General features: G+C 69.4%; 17 protein-coding genes. 7 read left to right on the top strand and 10 right to left on the bottom strand.

Annotated elements, in window-relative coordinates; all coding sequences use genetic code 11:
- Positions 1 to 72 precede the first annotated feature (72 nt).
- Entirely contained in the window at positions 73 to 1107 is a 1035-nt protein-coding gene (gene fbaA / locus BST15_RS17070) for a class II fructose-bisphosphate aldolase (RefSeq protein WP_046190543.1), read from the top strand.
- A 72-nt stretch (positions 1108 to 1179) separates the two neighbouring features.
- On the opposite strand, the gene BST15_RS17065 is transcribed toward fbaA, so the two are convergent.
- On the bottom strand, positions 1180 to 2019 hold the full coding sequence (locus BST15_RS17065; RefSeq protein ID WP_046190542.1) for an Rv0361 family membrane protein: 840 nt from the start codon (positions 2017 to 2019) through the stop codon (positions 1180 to 1182).
- A gap of 117 nt (positions 2020 to 2136) precedes the next feature.
- Here BST15_RS17065 and BST15_RS17060 point away from each other — a divergent pair, with 117 nt between their 5' ends.
- Positions 2137 to 2553: a DUF3151 domain-containing protein gene (locus BST15_RS17060; RefSeq protein ID WP_046190550.1), complete on the top strand. Its 417-nt coding sequence runs from the start codon at positions 2137 to 2139 to the stop codon at positions 2551 to 2553.
- A gap of 24 nt (positions 2554 to 2577) precedes the next feature.
- On the opposite strand, the gene BST15_RS17055 is transcribed toward BST15_RS17060, so the two are convergent.
- The 3 genes from BST15_RS17055 to BST15_RS17045 form a co-directional block, all read right to left on the bottom strand.
- The gene (locus BST15_RS17055) at positions 2578 to 3462 is read right to left on the bottom strand and encodes a cation diffusion facilitator family transporter (RefSeq protein WP_046190541.1); all 885 of its coding nucleotides are present in this window, start codon (positions 3460 to 3462) and stop codon (positions 2578 to 2580) included.
- Positions 3463 to 3543: 81 nt separating this feature from the next.
- Entirely contained in the window at positions 3544 to 4329 is a 786-nt protein-coding gene (locus BST15_RS17050; RefSeq protein WP_046190540.1) for a site-2 protease family protein, read from the bottom strand.
- A complete protein-coding gene (locus tag BST15_RS17045; RefSeq protein ID WP_083071071.1) occupies positions 4326 to 4982 on the bottom strand; it encodes a peptidase M50 in 657 nt (218 codons plus the stop codon). Before BST15_RS17045 ends, BST15_RS17050 begins: the two co-directional genes overlap by 4 nt.
- Positions 4983 to 5092: 110 nt before the next feature.
- Here BST15_RS17045 and BST15_RS17040 point away from each other — a divergent pair, with 110 nt between their 5' ends.
- Entirely contained in the window at positions 5093 to 6391 is a 1299-nt protein-coding gene (locus BST15_RS17040; RefSeq protein WP_046191103.1) for an adenylosuccinate synthase, read from the top strand.
- Entirely contained in the window at positions 6388 to 7026 is a 639-nt protein-coding gene (locus BST15_RS17035) for a PaaI family thioesterase (RefSeq protein ID WP_046191102.1), read from the top strand. The genes BST15_RS17040 and BST15_RS17035 overlap by 4 nt, the downstream gene beginning before the upstream one ends.
- A gap of 7 nt (positions 7027 to 7033) precedes the next feature.
- On the opposite strand, the gene BST15_RS17030 is transcribed toward BST15_RS17035, so the two are convergent.
- A complete protein-coding gene (locus tag BST15_RS17030) occupies positions 7034 to 7393 on the bottom strand; it encodes a DoxX family protein (RefSeq protein ID WP_046191101.1) in 360 nt (119 codons plus the stop codon).
- A gap of 35 nt (positions 7394 to 7428) precedes the next feature.
- Positions 7429 to 9030, bottom strand: coding sequence for a Na+/H+ antiporter (locus BST15_RS17025; RefSeq protein ID WP_046191100.1), 1602 nt, complete (start codon positions 9028 to 9030; stop codon positions 7429 to 7431).
- A gap of 78 nt (positions 9031 to 9108) precedes the next feature.
- Between BST15_RS17025 and purT the strand changes: the two genes are divergently transcribed.
- The 3 genes from purT to BST15_RS17010 are packed head-to-tail and all read left to right on the top strand — an operon-like array spanning position 9109 to position 12033.
- Positions 9109 to 10359, top strand: a complete 1251-nt coding sequence (purT, locus tag BST15_RS17020) for a formate-dependent phosphoribosylglycinamide formyltransferase (protein ID WP_052751530.1) — start codon at positions 9109 to 9111, stop codon at positions 10357 to 10359.
- Positions 10360 to 10402: 43 nt separating this feature from the next.
- Positions 10403 to 10807 carry a rhodanese-like domain-containing protein gene (locus tag BST15_RS17015; RefSeq protein WP_046191099.1) on the top strand — a complete coding sequence of 135 codons (405 nt, stop codon included), beginning with the start codon at positions 10403 to 10405 and terminating at the stop codon, positions 10805 to 10807.
- Positions 10804 to 12033 carry an O-succinylhomoserine sulfhydrylase gene (locus tag BST15_RS17010; RefSeq protein WP_046191098.1) on the top strand — a complete coding sequence of 410 codons (1230 nt, stop codon included), beginning with the start codon at positions 10804 to 10806 and terminating at the stop codon, positions 12031 to 12033. Before BST15_RS17015 ends, BST15_RS17010 begins: the two co-directional genes overlap by 4 nt.
- A 28-nt stretch (positions 12034 to 12061) precedes the next feature.
- Here the strand turns inward: BST15_RS17010 and BST15_RS17005 are convergent, their stop codons facing one another.
- The 4 genes from BST15_RS17005 to BST15_RS22170 all read right to left on the bottom strand — a co-directional run.
- A complete protein-coding gene (locus BST15_RS17005; RefSeq protein WP_046191097.1) occupies positions 12062 to 12916 on the bottom strand; it encodes an SDR family oxidoreductase in 855 nt (284 codons plus the stop codon).
- A gap of 54 nt (positions 12917 to 12970) precedes the next feature.
- Positions 12971 to 13732 (bottom strand): isocitrate lyase/PEP mutase family protein, encoded by a 762-nt coding sequence (locus BST15_RS17000; protein ID WP_046191104.1) that lies wholly within the window; start codon positions 13730 to 13732, stop codon positions 12971 to 12973.
- 16 nt (positions 13733 to 13748) lie between these two features.
- Positions 13749 to 14933, bottom strand: a complete 1185-nt coding sequence (locus BST15_RS16995; RefSeq protein ID WP_046191096.1) for an acyl-CoA dehydrogenase family protein — start codon at positions 14931 to 14933, stop codon at positions 13749 to 13751.
- 38 nt (positions 14934 to 14971) lie between these two features.
- A partial coding sequence (locus BST15_RS22170) for a hypothetical protein (protein WP_207572055.1) occupies positions 14972 to 15714 on the bottom strand: 743 nt, incomplete at its 5' end.

Genomic DNA, 15714 nt, shown 5'->3' with positions numbered 1-15714 from the left:
CGGGGGGCACCGGCGAAACCGCCCCTGCGATACTCGAGGGCAGATTTGGTCAGCTCAGAGGAGAGATTCCCCATGCCCATCGCCACCCCCGAGATCTACGCCGAGATGCTGGGCCGCGCCAAGGAGAACGCCTACGCGTTCCCGGCGATCAACTGCACGTCGTCGGAGACCATCAACGCGGCGATCAAGGGCTTTGCTGACGCGGGCAGCGACGGCATCATCCAGTTCTCCACCGGTGGAGCCGAGTTCGGCTCCGGCCTGGGCGTCAAGGACATGGTGACCGGGTCGGTGGCACTGGCCGAGTTCACCCATGTGATCGCCGCCAAGTACCCGATCAACGTGGCCCTGCACACCGACCACTGCCCGAAGGACAAGCTGGACGGCTTCGTCCGGCCGCTGCTGGCCATCTCGGCCGAGCGCGTCAAGGCCGGCCAGAACCCGCTGTTCCAGTCGCACATGTGGGACGGCTCGGCGGTACCGATCGATGAGAACCTGACCATCGCGCAGGAGCTGCTGGCCAAGGCGGTGGCCGCCAAGATCATCCTCGAAGTCGAGATCGGTGTGGTCGGCGGTGAAGAGGACGGTGTGGAAGCCGAGATCAACGAGAAGCTCTACACCTCCCCGGAAGACTTCGAGAAGACCGTCGCCGCCCTGGGTGCCGGTGACAAGGGCCAGTACCTGCTGGCCGCCACCTTCGGCAACGTCCACGGTGTGTACAAGCCGGGCAACGTGGTGCTCCGCCCGGACATCCTGGCCGAGGGCCAGAAGGTGGCGTCGGCCAAGCTGGGCCTGGCGGAGGGCTCCAAGCCGTTCGACTTCGTGTTCCACGGCGGCTCGGGCTCGCTGAAGTCCGAGATCGAAGAGGCGCTGCGCTACGGCGTGGTGAAGATGAACGTCGACACCGACACCCAGTACGCGTTCACCCGCCCGATCGCCGCGCACATGTTCACCAACTACGACGGTGTGCTCAAGGTCGACGGCGAGGTCGGCAACAAGAAGACCTACGACCCGCGCAGCTACCTCAAGAAGGCCGAGGCCGCCATGACCGAGCGTGTCATCGAGGCCTGCAACGACCTGCACAGCGCCGGCAAGAGCCTGAGCAACTAAGCGCTGACTCTGCGCCCACAGCGGGAAAGTTCGAGTAACCCGCGCCGTGGGCGCAGAGTCAACGAGGCGCGGCTAGCTGCCGTGTGACTGGCAGATCTTCCATTGATCGTCACGGAACTGCAGATCGAAGCTGCGGGTTGACCGCACCCGCGGCTCATAGGCCATGAACGCGGTGACGTTGGCCTCGGCTTGGCCGTCGTTGACGACGACTTCGTCGATGCTGGCGACCACCGGATACTGCTTGGCCGCCGCGATCCGCCGGTAGGTGTCGTCCCAGGCCTTCTGGTCGTAATTGACGTAGCGGTCGCGGATGTCACCACAGGTGAGGCTGCGCAACGCGGCCAAGTCGCCGTTCTGCATCGCGATATCGAAGTTCGAAATGGTGGTGCGCACGTGCTCTTCCTGCGACGCGGCCGCCCGGGTGTCCCGGGTCAGCCACAACGTGCCCAGCACCGCGATGGCGGCGAGCGCCAGGATGATCAGGATCACCGCCATCACCCAGCCCCAGCTGCGCGACACGGTGGCCGGCAGTTTGACGCCAAGGCGCGCCGGAATCTGTTGCGGTACAGCCTTTCCCGCATCGTCGCCCTGCTGAGCGATCAGCTCGGTCTCGGCGTCGCCCACCGACGGGATGATCTCGGTGTGCCCGGCGTCGAAACCGGGGGCGGTAAAACGGCGCTCCGGTGAACCGTCGGGTGCGGGTTCGGCGGGAGTGACCTCGGTGGTGATCACCTCGGTGACGGCCTCGGCCTCTGTCGGTGTGTCCGCGGGGGTGGCCGTCGCGGACTCGTCTCCGGATGAGGTGACGGGCTGGATCTCGGTGACCTCCTCGTCACCGTCCGGCTGCTGGGTAGAAGGGGCCTCGGCTTCTTCGGTCGGCTCGGTGTTGTCCGGTTCCGGTGGGTTCGGCATGAGTGGCTGATCCTCCAATGTCCGCCGGCTGATGCGGATCGGCTGCCGCTAGTTTACTGAGCGAGGCGCCGGGTTGCGGGAGTGGCTGGCCGTGGAGGGCACGGCACAATGGACGGCGTGACTCTCTCCGGTGATCTGCTCAGGCCCGACCCGATCTTGCTGCCCGGCGACCCCGACGCTGAGGCCGCCCTACGGGCTGGCCAGGACCCCGCGATTGTCGCGGCCGCGCATCCGGCGGCCTCGGTGGCGTGGGCGGCGCTGGCCGAAGCTGCCCTGGCCGAGGAGAACGCGGTCACCGCATACGCGTACGCACGCACCGGCTATCACCGGGGACTGGACCAGTTGCGCCGCAACGGCTGGAAGGGCTACGGGCCGGTGCCCTACGCGCACGAGCCCAACCGGGGTTTTCTGCGCTGCGTGGCGGCGCTGGCGCGTGCCGCCGACAGCATCGGGGAGACCGACGAGGTGGCCCGCTGTCTGCAGCTGCTCGATGATTGCGACCCCGGCGCCCGCTCGCCGCTCGGGCTGAGCTGAGGCGTCGCATGCCCTCGCCCCTCATCAGCTGATCGAGCAGCCGCCGCCCTGCCCGGGCGGCTCCACCTGCACGGTGGCGTGGGTCAGCCCACGCGCCGCCAGGACCGCGCGAGCCTCGGCGAGCACGCGGCCGGCGTCGGTGGTGGCCCCCAGATGAGCGGTGGCCATGTCCCGTCCCGGAACCAGCGTCCAGACGTGCAGGTCATGCACGTCGGTCACGCCGTCTAGGGCGGCGAGCGCCGCGCGGAGTTCGGCGACATCGATATGGCTCGGGGAGGCCTCCGACAGAATCCTCAGCGCCGCGCCGGCCAGAGCGAACGCCCGCGGCAGCACCCACAGCGCGACGAAGACCGCCACCACAACGTCCGCGTACGGCCATTCGGTGGTGAGGGTGACCACGCCCGCGATCAGCACCCCGACACTGCCCACGGTGTCTGCCATCACCTCCATGTAGGCGCCCCGGACCGCCAGGCTCTGTGCGGAGTCGGACCGCAACAGCAGGGCCACACCGATGTTGACCACCATCCCGGCCACGGCGACCACGATCATCGGCACACCGGGCACATCCGGCGCGGTGCCGATACGGCGGATCGCCTCGGTGAGGATGAAAGTGGCCACCCCGATCAGCAACACCGCGTTGGCGACCGCGGTGAACACCTCGGCGCGGTGCCAGCCATAGGTGCGCGACGGGGACGTGCTGCCGCGCCGGGCCAGTATCACCGCCGCCACTCCCATGAACAGGGCGGCCAGGTCGGTGAGCAGATGGCCGGCGTCGGCCAGCAGCGCCATCGAGTTGATGGTGATTGCGGTGGTCAGTTCGACGGCGAAGAACGCGGTCAGGATCGTGGCGCCGACGGCCATCCGGGACAGCCGGGTGTCGGTGTGTCGATGATCATGGCCGGCGCCCATGGGAGGTGAATATAGGCCGACGGACCCGCTGGCGGGCGTGAAGTTGGGTTCACGTTCGGCTGGTGTTGGCCGCCCTCGATCTCAGAACCAGGAGCTCCAGAACTGGGTCAGGCTCAACCCCCAGGACACCAGTGCGCGGGGCACGTCGAACAGGTCGAAGAACCACAACACCAGGGAGAAGAACGTGTGGTTCACGGCGGGCGCGGCGAGCAGCAGCATCATCAGGACCAGCAGTCCCCACTGCTGGAACGGTGCGACAGCGCGGCGCGTCGCCGGGCTCAGATGCGGCTCCAGCGCGCCGTAGCCGTCCAGCCCCGGTACCGGCAGCAGGTTCAGCACCAACGCCGTCAACTCCAGGAAGCCCAAAAACGCCACGCCCGACCAGAACACCGGGTGCGCCGGGTCGTAGAGCGTGCGAGCGGCGCCCAGCAGCAGGATCGCCAGGATCAGGTTCGCCGCCGGCCCGGCCAGGCTGACCAGGGTGCGCCGCCGCGGTGTCATGAACGACGTGTTCACAAAGACCGCGCCGCCCGGCAGCCCGATTCCGCCCAGCAGGATGACCACCATCGGCAGCACCAGGGACAGCCCCGGATGGGTGTAGCGCAGCGGGTTGAGGGTCAGATAGCCGCGCATCTGCACATCGTGGTCACCGAAGCGCCACGCGGTGTAGGCGTGGCCGAACTCGTGCAGGCACAACGAGACCAGCCAGCCGGCGATGACGAACACGAACACCCCGGCGTAGGCCAGCGGCCGGATCTCCTCGCCGGCCCACCAGGCCAGCGTGCCGCCGACAGCGGTCAGGGCGACCAGGGCAACAAACACCGGGCTGGGCCGCACCGATTGGCCGCGCAGGGGATGCACGTTCATCGCACGACCAGCCAGTCCTCGATGTGGCGGTAGAAGGTGGACCGCTTCACCGTTCTGCTGCTGAAGACGCCGTCGCGGACCACCACAGCGCCCGTGGTGCCCAGCTGCGCCGCCCGTCCCGTCGCCCAGCGGGCCACCGCGCCGCGCCGTCGCGGAATTCCGGCACGCAGACCCGGCGCGACGCCGATCGGCTGGATCAGCACCTCGGCCACCTCGCCGTCGAACAGGGTGGTGTCGTCCACGACGCCCTCCCCGCGCAGCGCCCGCGTGCCGTCGACCGGGAGCCACCGCCCGACACCCACCAGGGCGGTGCCGGCGTCGTCGCGGATCAACGGTGCCGGCCGGCCCGCGCCGCGGCGTGCCCGCCGGGCCGCCCGCCATCCGGCCGGGAGCCGGTAGGCGGCGGTGGCAGGTGTGTGCCGCCGCGGTGCGTATCCGACTTCGATGTCCAGCCGGTCGGTGCGCAGCAGCCGGGTCAGAATTCGCGCCAGATCCGCGTCGTCGCCCACCACCACCAGACGGCGGTAGCGATCAACTGCGGCGTCCACCGATTCGGCGTCGTTATCCCCTCCGACCTGCACAGTTGGCAGCCCCCGAAGGGGTCGTGGCAGGGGCTGTCCGGCAAAGAGCAACACGGTCGTTTCAGGCGGCATCGAGGCTCTCCGGGCCGTTAGTGGCGTTCAACACGCTCCTTGTGAATCGCTTCAGATAGGCTCATTCCCCGGCTGGACCACAGTAAGCCAAGACAGTTAGCGAGAAATCCATGCCGGCAATCGTCGTCATCGGCGCCCAGTGGGGCGACGAGGGCAAAGGTAAAGCCACCGACCTACTCGGCGAACGAGTGCAGTGGGTGGTGCGCTACCAGGGTGGCAACAATGCCGGCCATACGGTGGTGCTCCCCACGGGCGAGAACTTCGCGCTGCACCTGATCCCGTCCGGGGTTCTGACGCCGCACGTCACCAACGTGATCGGCAACGGTGTGGTGGTCGATCCTGGGGTGCTGCTCGAGGAGCTGGCGGGCCTGGAAGGCCGGGGTGTGGACACCTCGAGACTGTTGATCTCCGCCGACGCGCATCTGCTGATGCCCTACCACGTCGCGATCGACAAGGTCACCGAGCGCTACATGGGCAGCAAGAAGATCGGCACCACCGGCCGCGGCATCGGGCCCTGCTATCAGGACAAGATCGCCCGGATCGGGATTCGCGTGGCCGACGTGCTCGACCACGAGTCGCTGGCGAACAAGATCGAGGCCGCCCTGGATTTCAAGAACCAGGTGCTCGTCAAGATCTACAACCGCAAAGCGCTGGAGCCCCAACAGGTTCTCGAAGATCTGCTGGAGCAGGCCGAGGGTTTCAAGCACCGCATCGCCGACACCGGCCTGCTGCTGGGCGCCGCCCTCGACCGTGGCGAGAACGTGCTGCTCGAAGGCTCGCAGGGCACGCTGCTCGACGTCGACCACGGCACCTACCCGTACGTGACGTCGAGCAATCCGACCGCGGGCGGTGCCGCCGTGGGATCCGGTGTCGGGCCGACCCGCATCACCACGGTGCTGGGCATCCTGAAGGCCTACACCACCCGGGTCGGCTCGGGGCCCTTCCCCACCGAGCTGTTCGACGCCCATGGCGAATACCTGTCCAAGACCGGCGGCGAGGTCGGGGTCACCACCGGCCGTCAGCGTCGCTGCGGCTGGTTCGACGCGGTGATCGCCCGCTACGCCACCCGGGTCAACGGCATCACCGACTACTTCCTGACCAAGCTCGATGTGCTCTCCAGCCTCGAGACCGTGCCGGTCTGCGTCGGCTACACCGTGGACGGCAAACGCACCGACGAACTGCCGATGACCCAGGAAGAGTTCGCTCGTGCCGAGCCGGTCTACGAGGAACTGCCGGGCTGGTGGGAGGACATCTCCACGGCGCGCACCTTCGAGGACCTGCCCGCCAATGCTCGCGACTATGTTTCGCGCATCGAGGAGATCGCCGGGGCGCAGGTCTCCTGCATCGGAGTCGGTCCGGGACGCGAACAGACCATCGTGCGACGCGACGTCGTCGGGGATGGCGCGTGAGCGAGGCACGCCCGGAAGACGTCGACCCCGACTACGCCAGCCACGGAGGATTCCCCGACCACGCCGTCGTGGATCCGAGTGCCGGCTTCGGGCGGTACGTCGCCACGATGCGCCGCCTGCTGGACCTGTCGGTATCGGCCGACCCCGACGATGCCACCTGGGAGGACGCCGCCGACCGCGCCCAGGCGCTGGTGGATCTGCTGGAGAAGTACCCGGCGCCGGAAGGCGTCGCCCCGGCCGGGCGGGCTCCCTCGCTGCCGGGCATGGGCAGTCTGCTGCTGCCGCCGTGGCGAGTCACTCGCTTCGAACCCGACGGCGTCTCGATGAACGGCGCATTCAGCCGGTTTCATGTGGGCGGCAATTCAGCGGTGCACGGCGGCGTGCTGCCGCTGCTGTTCGACTGGATGTTCGGCATGGTGGTGCACGCCGCGAACCGGCCGATCAGTCGGACGGCGTTCCTGCACGTCGACTACCGCAAGGTCACCCCGATCGACACCCCGCTGGAGGTGCACGGCCGGGTCGAGCGGGTCGAGGGCCGCAAGGCGTTCATCGGCGCCGAACTCACCGATACCGATGGCACCGTGCTGGCGCAGGCGCAAGGCCTGATGGTGCGCCTGCTGCCGGGCCAGCCCTAGCGCTCCGTCACGGCCAGCGGCGCGGCGCGCGCAGAGTCATCGCCGCGAACAGGGCCAGAAACGATGCCGCCGGCACAGTGTTGGCGATGCTGTCGCGGACCCGGACGTGCGCGCCGACCGCCAGAACGAAGTAGAGGGTCAACGCGGCGGTCGTCAGTCGGGCCAGCCCCGGAAAACGGTGCACCGACAACAGGCCCACGGCTGAGGCGGCTTTGACGATCGGCAGTACCGGCCGAATATGTTGCGGACACTCAACGGTGTCGAGCGCCGTGGCGATGAACGGTGCGGGGATGGCGCACAGCACCGCGTCGGCGGCTTGGAAGGCAGCCAGCCCGGTGTAGGTCTTCGGTGACGTCAGCACACTCATGCGACCAACTGTATTCGTGCGCGAGCGCGGAGGCGCTAGTCCACGTTCAGCGCCGCCTCTTCCAGATCCAGCCGGTACATGAGCGCGCGCAGCACCTGATCGTCGATACGTCCCTGGTCACGTTCGGTGATCAGCGCCGCGCGCTCAGCGATCAGCATCTCCAGGCGCAACCGGCGAAACGCGGCGGCGGCGGTCTCGTCGCTGTTGCTTTCGGCCCCGGGGTCGAAGCGTCGCAACCGCTCGCGGGCCGCGTTGCGCCGCCGCGTGTTCCAGCCGCGCAACGCCTCAGCGGCCCGCTCGCTGGCCGGGGAGGGTTCCGTGGAGGCGAGCAACTCATCGAGCCGGTTGGCGGCCGCTCGGGCGGCCTTGTCCTGCGCGTTGGCCGAGGCGAGCGCGTCGGCGCGCGCCTGTTCGGACTGCACACCGAGGCGCCGGATCATCCACGGCAGGGTCAGCCCGTGCAGCAGCAGGGTCCCGATGACCACCACAAACGTCAGGAACACCAGCTGGGGCCGGCCCGGGAACGGCTCCCCGGACAACGTCGTCAGCGGTACACCGAAGGCGGCCGCCAGCGAGACCACCCCACGCATCCCGGCCCACGACAGCACCAGCACCTGCCCGTGGGTGGGGGCGGGCTCGCCTTGGCGGATCTTCGCCGACAGCGAGCGCGGTGCATAGGCGAAGACGACCATCCACACCGCGCGCACCACCAGCACCGTGCCGAACACCGCCAGCGAGGCCAAGGTCAGCGTCGAGAACCGCACGCCCCGCATGTCCTGCACCACCGTGGGCAGCTGCAGACCGATCAGCAGGAAGGCCAGTGACTCCAGCAGAAACTGCAGGGCCCGCCAGACCGCTTGGTCCTGCAGCCGGGTGGCGTGGTGGGCGCGGGTGAAGCGCTGGCCCAGCATCAAGGCGGCGACCACCACGGCCAGCACCCCGGACCCGTGGATCTCTTCGGCCACCAGGTAGATCACAAACGGCGCCACCAGCCCGACCGCACTCTCCACCAGTGGGTCGGACAGCCGGGCGCGGATGATCACGATGAGCGATCCGAACACCACCCCCGTCACCGCACCGCCCACCGCGGCCATCGCGAAGGTGGCCAGGCCCATACCCCAGCCGGTGGCCGCGCCGATGGCTGCGGCCAGGGCCACCTTGTAGAGGGTCAGCGCGGTGGCGTCGTTGAGCAGACTCTCGCCGCTGAGCAGGGTCATGATCCGGCGAGGCAAGCCGAGCCGACGGCCGATCGCGGTCGCAGCGACGGCATCGGGCGGGGCCACGACGGCACCCAGCGTCAGGGCGGCGGCCGGTGTCATTGCCGGCACGGTGAAGTAGGCGACCGCGCCGACGGCGACGGTGGTGGCCATCGGCAGGCCGACCGCCAGCAGCAGGATGGGGCGCTTATTGCGGCGCATGCTGATGAAGGAGCTCTCCAGCCCGGCCGACCACAGCAGCGGCGGCAGGATCACGAACAGCACCAGATCGGGCCGCAGGGTGATCTCGGGGACCGCGGGAATCAGCCCCACCAACAGGCCGGTGATCACCAGGACCAGCGGGGCCGACAACTGGTGGTGCCGGGCGATCGCCGCGACCAGCACCGCGGCCACCAGGGGGCCCAGCATTGCCGCGTTCACCGGCCTTACACCTCCGTTCGTTTTCACACCTATCCTGAAGGAGCATGCAACATTGCCGTGACGCGGGAGGGTGGGGCGGTGAACGGGCAGGCGGGTGAGTTGACGACCGAGCGGTTGTCCACAGACGGCCCCAGCCGGACCAGGGTTGCGTTGCTCGGGTCCGGTGACCTCAGTCGCGAGCTGGTGACGGCGCTACAACGCCTGGGCGCCGAGGTGATCGCGATCGACCGCTACGCCGATGCCACCGTGCACGGTGTGGTCGACCGCTCGGTGGTGGTGGACCTCAGCGACAACGACGAACTGGCGGCGGCCATCAGGTGGTTGCAGCCCAAGTTCGTGGTGGTGGCCTCGGAGTTCGTGGCCACCGACGCGCTGACCGTCGCCGCCGACACCGGAGTCACCGAATTGGTCCCCGGCATCCGGGGGGCCCGGTTGGCCGCGGACCCGGAGGGGATGCGGCGTCTGGCCGCCGAGGAACTGGGACTGCCCACCGCGCCGTATTGGTTCGTCGGCTCGGTGGAGGAACTGCGTGAGGTGGCCGAGCGGGCCGGCTACCCCATGTCGGTCAAACCGGTGGGCGGCACGCTCGGCGAGGGCCGCTCGGTCATGGTGCGTGACAGCGACATCGAACCCGCATGGCAGCGCGCCGTGGCGGCAGGCTCGGCGGACACCCCGCCGCGGGTGCTGGCCGAGACCGTGGTGGAGTTCGACAGTGAGGTCACACTGCTGGCCGTGCATCGCGACAGCCCGGGCGGGCCGGCGCTCGACTTCTGCGCGCCGATCGGCCACCGCAGCATCGAGGAGCCCAGCGGGCAACTGACGGTGGAGTCCTGGCAACCGCATCCGATGAGCGCCGTGGCGCTGGATGCGGCCAAGTCGATCGCCGCGCGGGTGGCGCGGGCACTGGGGGGCCGCGGTCTGTTCGGAGTGGAGCTGCTGGTCTACGGCGACGAGGTGTACTTCGCCGGGGTCAACATGCGCCCCTACGATGCTGCGCTGCTGACCCTGCGCACGCAGCGGCTCTCCGGATTCGAATTGCAGGCGCGCGGCATCCTCGGGATGGTGACCGACACCATCATGGTCTCGCCCGGCGCCGCCCGGCTGATCTACTCGCGTCGTAGCGGTACCCCCACCGTGCCCGCGCCGGACAGTGTCGCGGTGGTCGCCGATGCGCTCACCGTGACCGAAAGTGACGTCGTGGTGTTCTCCCACCATGAGGGGCACCCCCGCCGGAGGCTGGGGTTGGCGCTGGCCACCGGGCCGGACGTCGTGGTCGCGCGCGACCGAGCCGCGCAGGTAGCGGCCGTTTTGGACACGCTCTGGCCGTGACCCCCCGTAGCGCGAAACCGGCACAGGTGCGAGACTTCCGCAGGTGAGCTACGCAGGCGATATCACACCCGAGCAGGCCTGGGCGATACTGCGCGACGACCCGGCAGCGACCCTGATCGACGTGCGCACCGACGCCGAATGGCGGTTCGTCGGTCTGCCTGATGTCTCCGTACTGGACCGCGAACTGGTCTGCATCGAGTGGGTGCACTCCGACGGGACACCCAACCGCGACTTCACCCGTGAACTGGCGGCGCGCGTGGCCGGCGGGCCCGCGATCTTCCTGTGCCGCTCGGGCAACCGCTCCATCGGGGCCGCCGAGGCCGGTACCGCGCTGGGCCTGACCCCGTCCTACAACGTGCTCGACGGCTTCGAAGGCCAGCTCGACGAGCACGCCCACCGGGGCGGCACCGGGTGGCGGGCCGTCGGCCTGCCCTGGACGCAGTCATGAGCGAGCAGGACCCCACCCCGTCGGTCCGCATCCCCCGACCGCTGCCCGACGGCGTCAGCGCGGCCACCCTGGGCGTGCGCGGTGGCCTGCTGCGCTCGCAGTTCGACGAGACCTCCGAGGCGCTGTTTCTCAATTCCGGCTATGTCTACGACTCGGCGGCCGCCGCGGAGCAGGCGTTCACCGGCGAGATCGACCGGTTCGTCTACTCGCGATACGGAAACCCGACCGTCGCGATGTTCGAGGAACGGCTGCGGCTGATCGAAGGCGCTCCGGCGGCCTTCGCCACCGCCAGCGGTATGGCGGCGGTGTTCGTCGCGCTCGGCGCCCTGCTGAAGGCCGGCGACCGTCTGGTGGCCGCCCGCAGCCTGTTCGGGTCCTGTTTTGTGATCTGCAACGAGATCCTGCCCCGCTGGGGCGTGGAGACCGTCTTCGTCGACGGCGAGGATTTGACGCAGTGGGAGCAGGCGCTGTCGGTGCCCACCGCTGCGGTGTTCTTCGAGACCCCGTCGAACCCCATGCAGTCGTTGGTCGACATCGCCGCGGTCACCCAGCTGGCCCACGCGGCGGGAGCGAAGGTGGTGTTGGACAACGTCTTCGCCACGCCGTTGCTGCAGCAGGGACTGCCCCTGGGGGTGGACGTGGTGGTGTACTCGGGCACCAAGCACCTCGACGGGCAGGGGCGGGTGCTGGGTGGGGCGATCCTGGGGGACAAGGAGTACATCGACGGTCCGGTGCAGACCCTGATGCGCCACACCGGACCCGCCCTGAGCGCCTTCAACGCGTGGGTTCTGCTCAAGGGTCTGGAGACGCTGTCGATCCGGGTCGACTACGCGAACTCCGCGGCGCTGCGCATCGCGGAGTTCCTGGAGCAGCATCCGGCGGTGCGCTGGGTGCGCTATCCGTTCCTGGCGTCGCACCCGCAGTATGACTTGGCGCGTCAGCAGATGTCCGGGGGCGGCACCGTCGTGACCTTCGAGCTCGACGCTGCGCCCAACGCGGCCAAGGACAAGGCGTTTGAGCTGCTGGACAAGGTGAAGCTGATCGACATCTCCAACAATCTCGGCGACGCGAAGTCCCTGATCACCCACCCGGCGACCACCACTCACCGGGCGATGGGCCCGGAGGGGCGGGCCGCAATCGGACTCGGGGACGGGGTGGTGCGCATCTCCGTCGGACTGGAAGGCACCGACGATCTGATCGCCGACCTGGACCAGGCGCTGGGCTAGCTGGACTGTCCCAGCGCCTGGCTCAGTCCTAGTCGCCTTCGACGACGCCGGTGGCGTGCTGCGCGCGATCCTCGTAGGCCTTGCGGGCCGCGGTGTCGAACTGCAGGAACACGGTGTCGTTCTGGGTCTTCTTGTTCAGCCAGCGACGGCCACGGTCCGGCAGCAGGCTCGCCAGGACCGAGACGCGCCGCCCGAAGCTGGGCACGGAGACCAGCGTCTTGGGCTTGTCGAGCACCTTGACGACGCCGGCGGCGATGTCCTCGGGCTCCACCGGCTTCTGGGCTGCCGACGGCGTGGTGCCCGAGATCAGTTCGGTGTTGGTGAAGGTGGGCAGCACGGCGGAGACCTGGACGCCCTGCGGTGCGAACTCGTCGGACATCGCGGTGGTCAGACCGACGACGGCGAACTTGGTTCCGGCGTAGAGCACCTGGCCCGGTACGGCCACCACGCCGGCCAGCGAGGCGATGTTGATGATGTGGCCGCTGCGCCGCTTGATCATCTCGGGAAGCACCAGCTGGCAGCCGTTGAGCACGCCGTAGAAGTTGACCTCGGTCGCCGAGCGGATGCTCTCCGGTGACTGGTCGAGGAACGGCCCGACCGGCATGACGCCGGCATTGTTGATCAGCACGTCGATGTGCCCGTCACCGTCGGCGCGCGCCTTGTCCAGGAACGTCGAGAACGACTCACGATCGGTCACGTCGAGCGGGTGTCCGGAGACCTGACCGCGCGAGCTCAGCTGCTTGACCGCTTTGTCCAGGACCGCGACGTCGCGGTCGCCGATAACGACGCGGGCGCCCCGGGCCAGCAAGGCGGTGGCGGTGGCCAGCCCGATACCACGGGCCGCGCCGGTAATGGCAATGGTCTTGCCGCGAATGTTGTCCACGACGACGAACTTAACAGGTGTCAAGTTCGGTGTCGACGGTGCGGGAGGGCTGATTCAGGCCCAGCGGCTCAGGACCTGTGCGGCATGTCCGGCCAGGGCAGTCTGCAGCAGCGGGCCGAAGCTGATCCGCGCAACGCCCAGCGGGGCGAAGGAGGCAGGGTCGGCGGTCTCGGCCGCGGCGAGCGCATTGATCGGCTTCGGCAGCGCGGCGGCCAGGACGCGCAGGGTGTCGGCGTCATGGAAACCGATGGGGTAGAGCACGTCCGCTCCCGCGAGCGCGCATTCGGTCAGTCGCGCGATGGCCCGGTCGATCCGGTCGGCGTCAGCACCGTCATGGCGCAGGAACAGATCTGTGCGGGCGTTGATGACCAGGTGCGGGCCTGCCGCGTCGGCGGCCGCCCGCAGCGCGGCCACGCACTCGGCGTGTTCAGCCGAGGACCGCAGGCGCTTGCCCTCGCTGTGCACCGAGTCTTCGAGGTTGCACCCGACCACGCCGGCATCGAGCAGGCCCTCGACCAGTCGGGTGGGCGATTGCGCGTAGCCGGATTCGATGTCGAGGGAGACCGGCACGTCAACCGCCGCGGTGATCTGGCGGGCTCGGTCCAGGGCTTCGGTGAACGACATGCCTTCGCCGTCGGCTTTGCCCAGGGACTCAGCGACCGGCTTGCTGCCGATGGTCAGTGCGCGGAATCCGGCGCCGACGGCCAGCTTCGCCGACCATGCGTCCCACACGGTGGGCAGGATCACCGGGTTGCCCGGCTGGTGCAGTGCCAGGAACGCGGCCGCCTGTTGCCCGAGAATCTCGCGACTCGTCATGGTCACAGCGCGCGGGTCAGCGGAAGGCGCCCAGGCCGGTGAAAGCCTGGCCCAGCACCAGCTGATGCATCTCGGGAGTGCCCTCGTATGTCAGCACCGACTCCAAGTTGACCATGTGCCTGATCACCGGATATTCCAGCGATATCCCGTTGCCGCCCAGGATGGTTCGCGCGGTCCGGCAGATCTCCAGCGCCGTCCGGGTGTTGTTGAGCTTGCCGAAGCTGACCTGCTCGGGGCGCAACCCGGCACCGTCTTTGAGTCGGCCCAGGTGCAGCGAGAGCAACTGACCCTTGTGCAGATCGAGCGCCATGTCGACGAGCTTGGCCTGGGTGAGCTGGAAGCCGGCGATCGGCCGGCCGAACTGAGTGCGCGCCAGGGCGTAGTCGCGGGCTGCCTGCCAGGCCGACCTCGCCGCGCCCATCGCCCCCCAGATGATCCCGTACCGCGCCTCGGACAGGCTGGCCAGCGCGCCCTTGACGCCGCGGGCATGGGGCAGCAGCGCATCGGCGGGCAGCCGGACGTCGTCGAGCACCAGTTCACTGGTGATCGAGGCGCGCAGCGACAGCTTGTGGTGGATCGTGTTGGCGGTGAAACCGGGGGTGCCGGTGGGCACGATGAACCCGCGGATGCCCTCGTCGGTGGCCGCCCAGACCACCGCGACGTCGGCGATCGAGCCGTTGGTGATCCACATCTTGCGGCCGTTGAGAACCCAATCGGAACCATCGCGGCGGGCCCGGGTGGTCATGGCGGCCGGGTCCGAGCCGACGTCGGGTTCGGTGAGCCCGAAGCAGCCGATCAGCTCACCGGTGGCCATGCCGGGCAGCCACTGCTGCTTCTGCTCTTCGGAGCCGTTGTTGTAGATCGAATACATGGCCAGCGAGCCCTGCACCGAGACCAGCGAGCGCAGACCGGAATCTGCGGCCTCCAACTCCACGCAGGCCAGGCCGTAGTGCACCGCCGACGCCCCGCTGCAGCCGTAACCGTCCAGGTGCATGCCCAACAGTCCGAGTTTGCCGAACTCGCGCGCGAGTTCGCGGGCCGGCAGGTCGCCGATCTCGAACCATTCGGCGATGTGCGGCATGACGTGTTCGGCGCAGAACTTCGCGACGGTGTCGCGCAGCGCGATCTCGTCGTCGGAGAGCAGGCTGTCCAGACTCAGCGGGTCGATCGGGTCGAAGGGCGCGGTGCCACCGGTTGCCATTCACTCATCCTGCCACCTGTGGGGCGGCGCGGATCAGGTCAGCTTCCGCCGTCGGAGCTCGCGCTGGGCGTCCCGGGAGCGCCCGGGGTGCCATCGGCGCCACCGGCGCCGCCCGCCCCACCGGCCGCACCGGCCGCACCGTCGGGCTCGGCGTCGGCACCGTTGCCGCCGGCCCCGCCGCGCCCGTTGCCGCCAGCACCGATCTGGCCACCGGCGCCGCCTGCGCCACCCGCACCGCCGGCACCGCCGGGCCCGGCCTCCGTGGCGTTCGTGCCGTTGCCGCCGTTGCCTCCGGCACCGCCGTCGCCGCCCTTGGCCGCACCGATTCCGGTGCCCCCGTCGCCGCCCCTGCCGCCGGCTCCGCCGGCGCCGCCGGGGACGGTGGTGCGCTCGGTGGTGTCATCGGCGGGCGTGGTGTAGTCCCGGCCGCTGCTGCCGGCGTTGCCACCGGCACCGCCATTGCCTCCGGTGCCGCCGTCCAACCCGGTGCCGCCGGTGCCGCCGGCGCCGCCTTGGACGGTGGTGCTGACACCACCGGTTCCGCCGTTGCCTCCGGTGCTGCCGGTACCGATTCCAGCACCGCCGGTGCCGCCGGTGCCGCCGGCCACGCCGCCGGTCAGCGAAGCAGCGGAACCGCCCTGGGCGCCGGCCCCGCCGGTGCCCCCTGTGCCGCCGTTGACTCCGGCGCCGCCGGTGCCGCCGGTGCCGCCGACGGCTTCGGTTCCGCCGCCCCCGGCTCCGCCGTCGCCACCTGTGCCGGCATTTCCGGCGCCACCACCAC

The sequence above is a fragment of the Mycolicibacter arupensis genome (assembly GCF_002086515.1).
In the GTDB taxonomy this organism is placed as follows: Bacteria; Actinomycetota; Actinomycetes; order Mycobacteriales; family Mycobacteriaceae; genus Mycobacterium; species Mycobacterium arupense.
The sequence above is the reverse complement of the archived record's forward strand: the minus strand, read 5'-3'. Positions and strand labels throughout refer to the sequence as shown.

What these genes read in the sequence shown, in the direction of transcription:
- fbaA (WP_046190543.1), top strand. Translation starts at nt 73, where the DNA reads ATGCCCATCGCCACCCCCGAGATCTACGCCGAGATGCTGGGCCGCGCC.
- BST15_RS17065 (WP_046190542.1), bottom strand. Translation starts at nt 2,019, where the DNA reads ATGCCGAACCCACCGGAACCGGACAACACCGAGCCGACCGAAGAAGCC.
- BST15_RS17055 (WP_046190541.1), bottom strand. Translation starts at nt 3,462, where the DNA reads ATGGGCGCCGGCCATGATCATCGACACACCGACACCCGGCTGTCCCGG.
- BST15_RS17050 (WP_046190540.1), bottom strand. Translation starts at nt 4,329, where the DNA reads ATGAACGTGCATCCCCTGCGCGGCCAATCGGTGCGGCCCAGCCCGGTG.
- BST15_RS17045 (WP_083071071.1), bottom strand. Translation starts at nt 4,982, where the DNA reads ATGCCGCCTGAAACGACCGTGTTGCTCTTTGCCGGACAGCCCCTGCCA.
- BST15_RS17040 (WP_046191103.1), top strand. Translation starts at nt 5,093, where the DNA reads ATGCCGGCAATCGTCGTCATCGGCGCCCAGTGGGGCGACGAGGGCAAA.
- BST15_RS17030 (WP_046191101.1), bottom strand. Translation starts at nt 7,393, where the DNA reads ATGAGTGTGCTGACGTCACCGAAGACCTACACCGGGCTGGCTGCCTTC.
- BST15_RS17010 (WP_046191098.1), top strand. Translation starts at nt 10,804, where the DNA reads ATGAGCGAGCAGGACCCCACCCCGTCGGTCCGCATCCCCCGACCGCTG.
- BST15_RS17000 (WP_046191104.1), bottom strand. Translation starts at nt 13,732, where the DNA reads ATGACGAGTCGCGAGATTCTCGGGCAACAGGCGGCCGCGTTCCTGGCA.
- BST15_RS16995 (WP_046191096.1), bottom strand. Translation starts at nt 14,933, where the DNA reads ATGGCAACCGGTGGCACCGCGCCCTTCGACCCGATCGACCCGCTGAGT.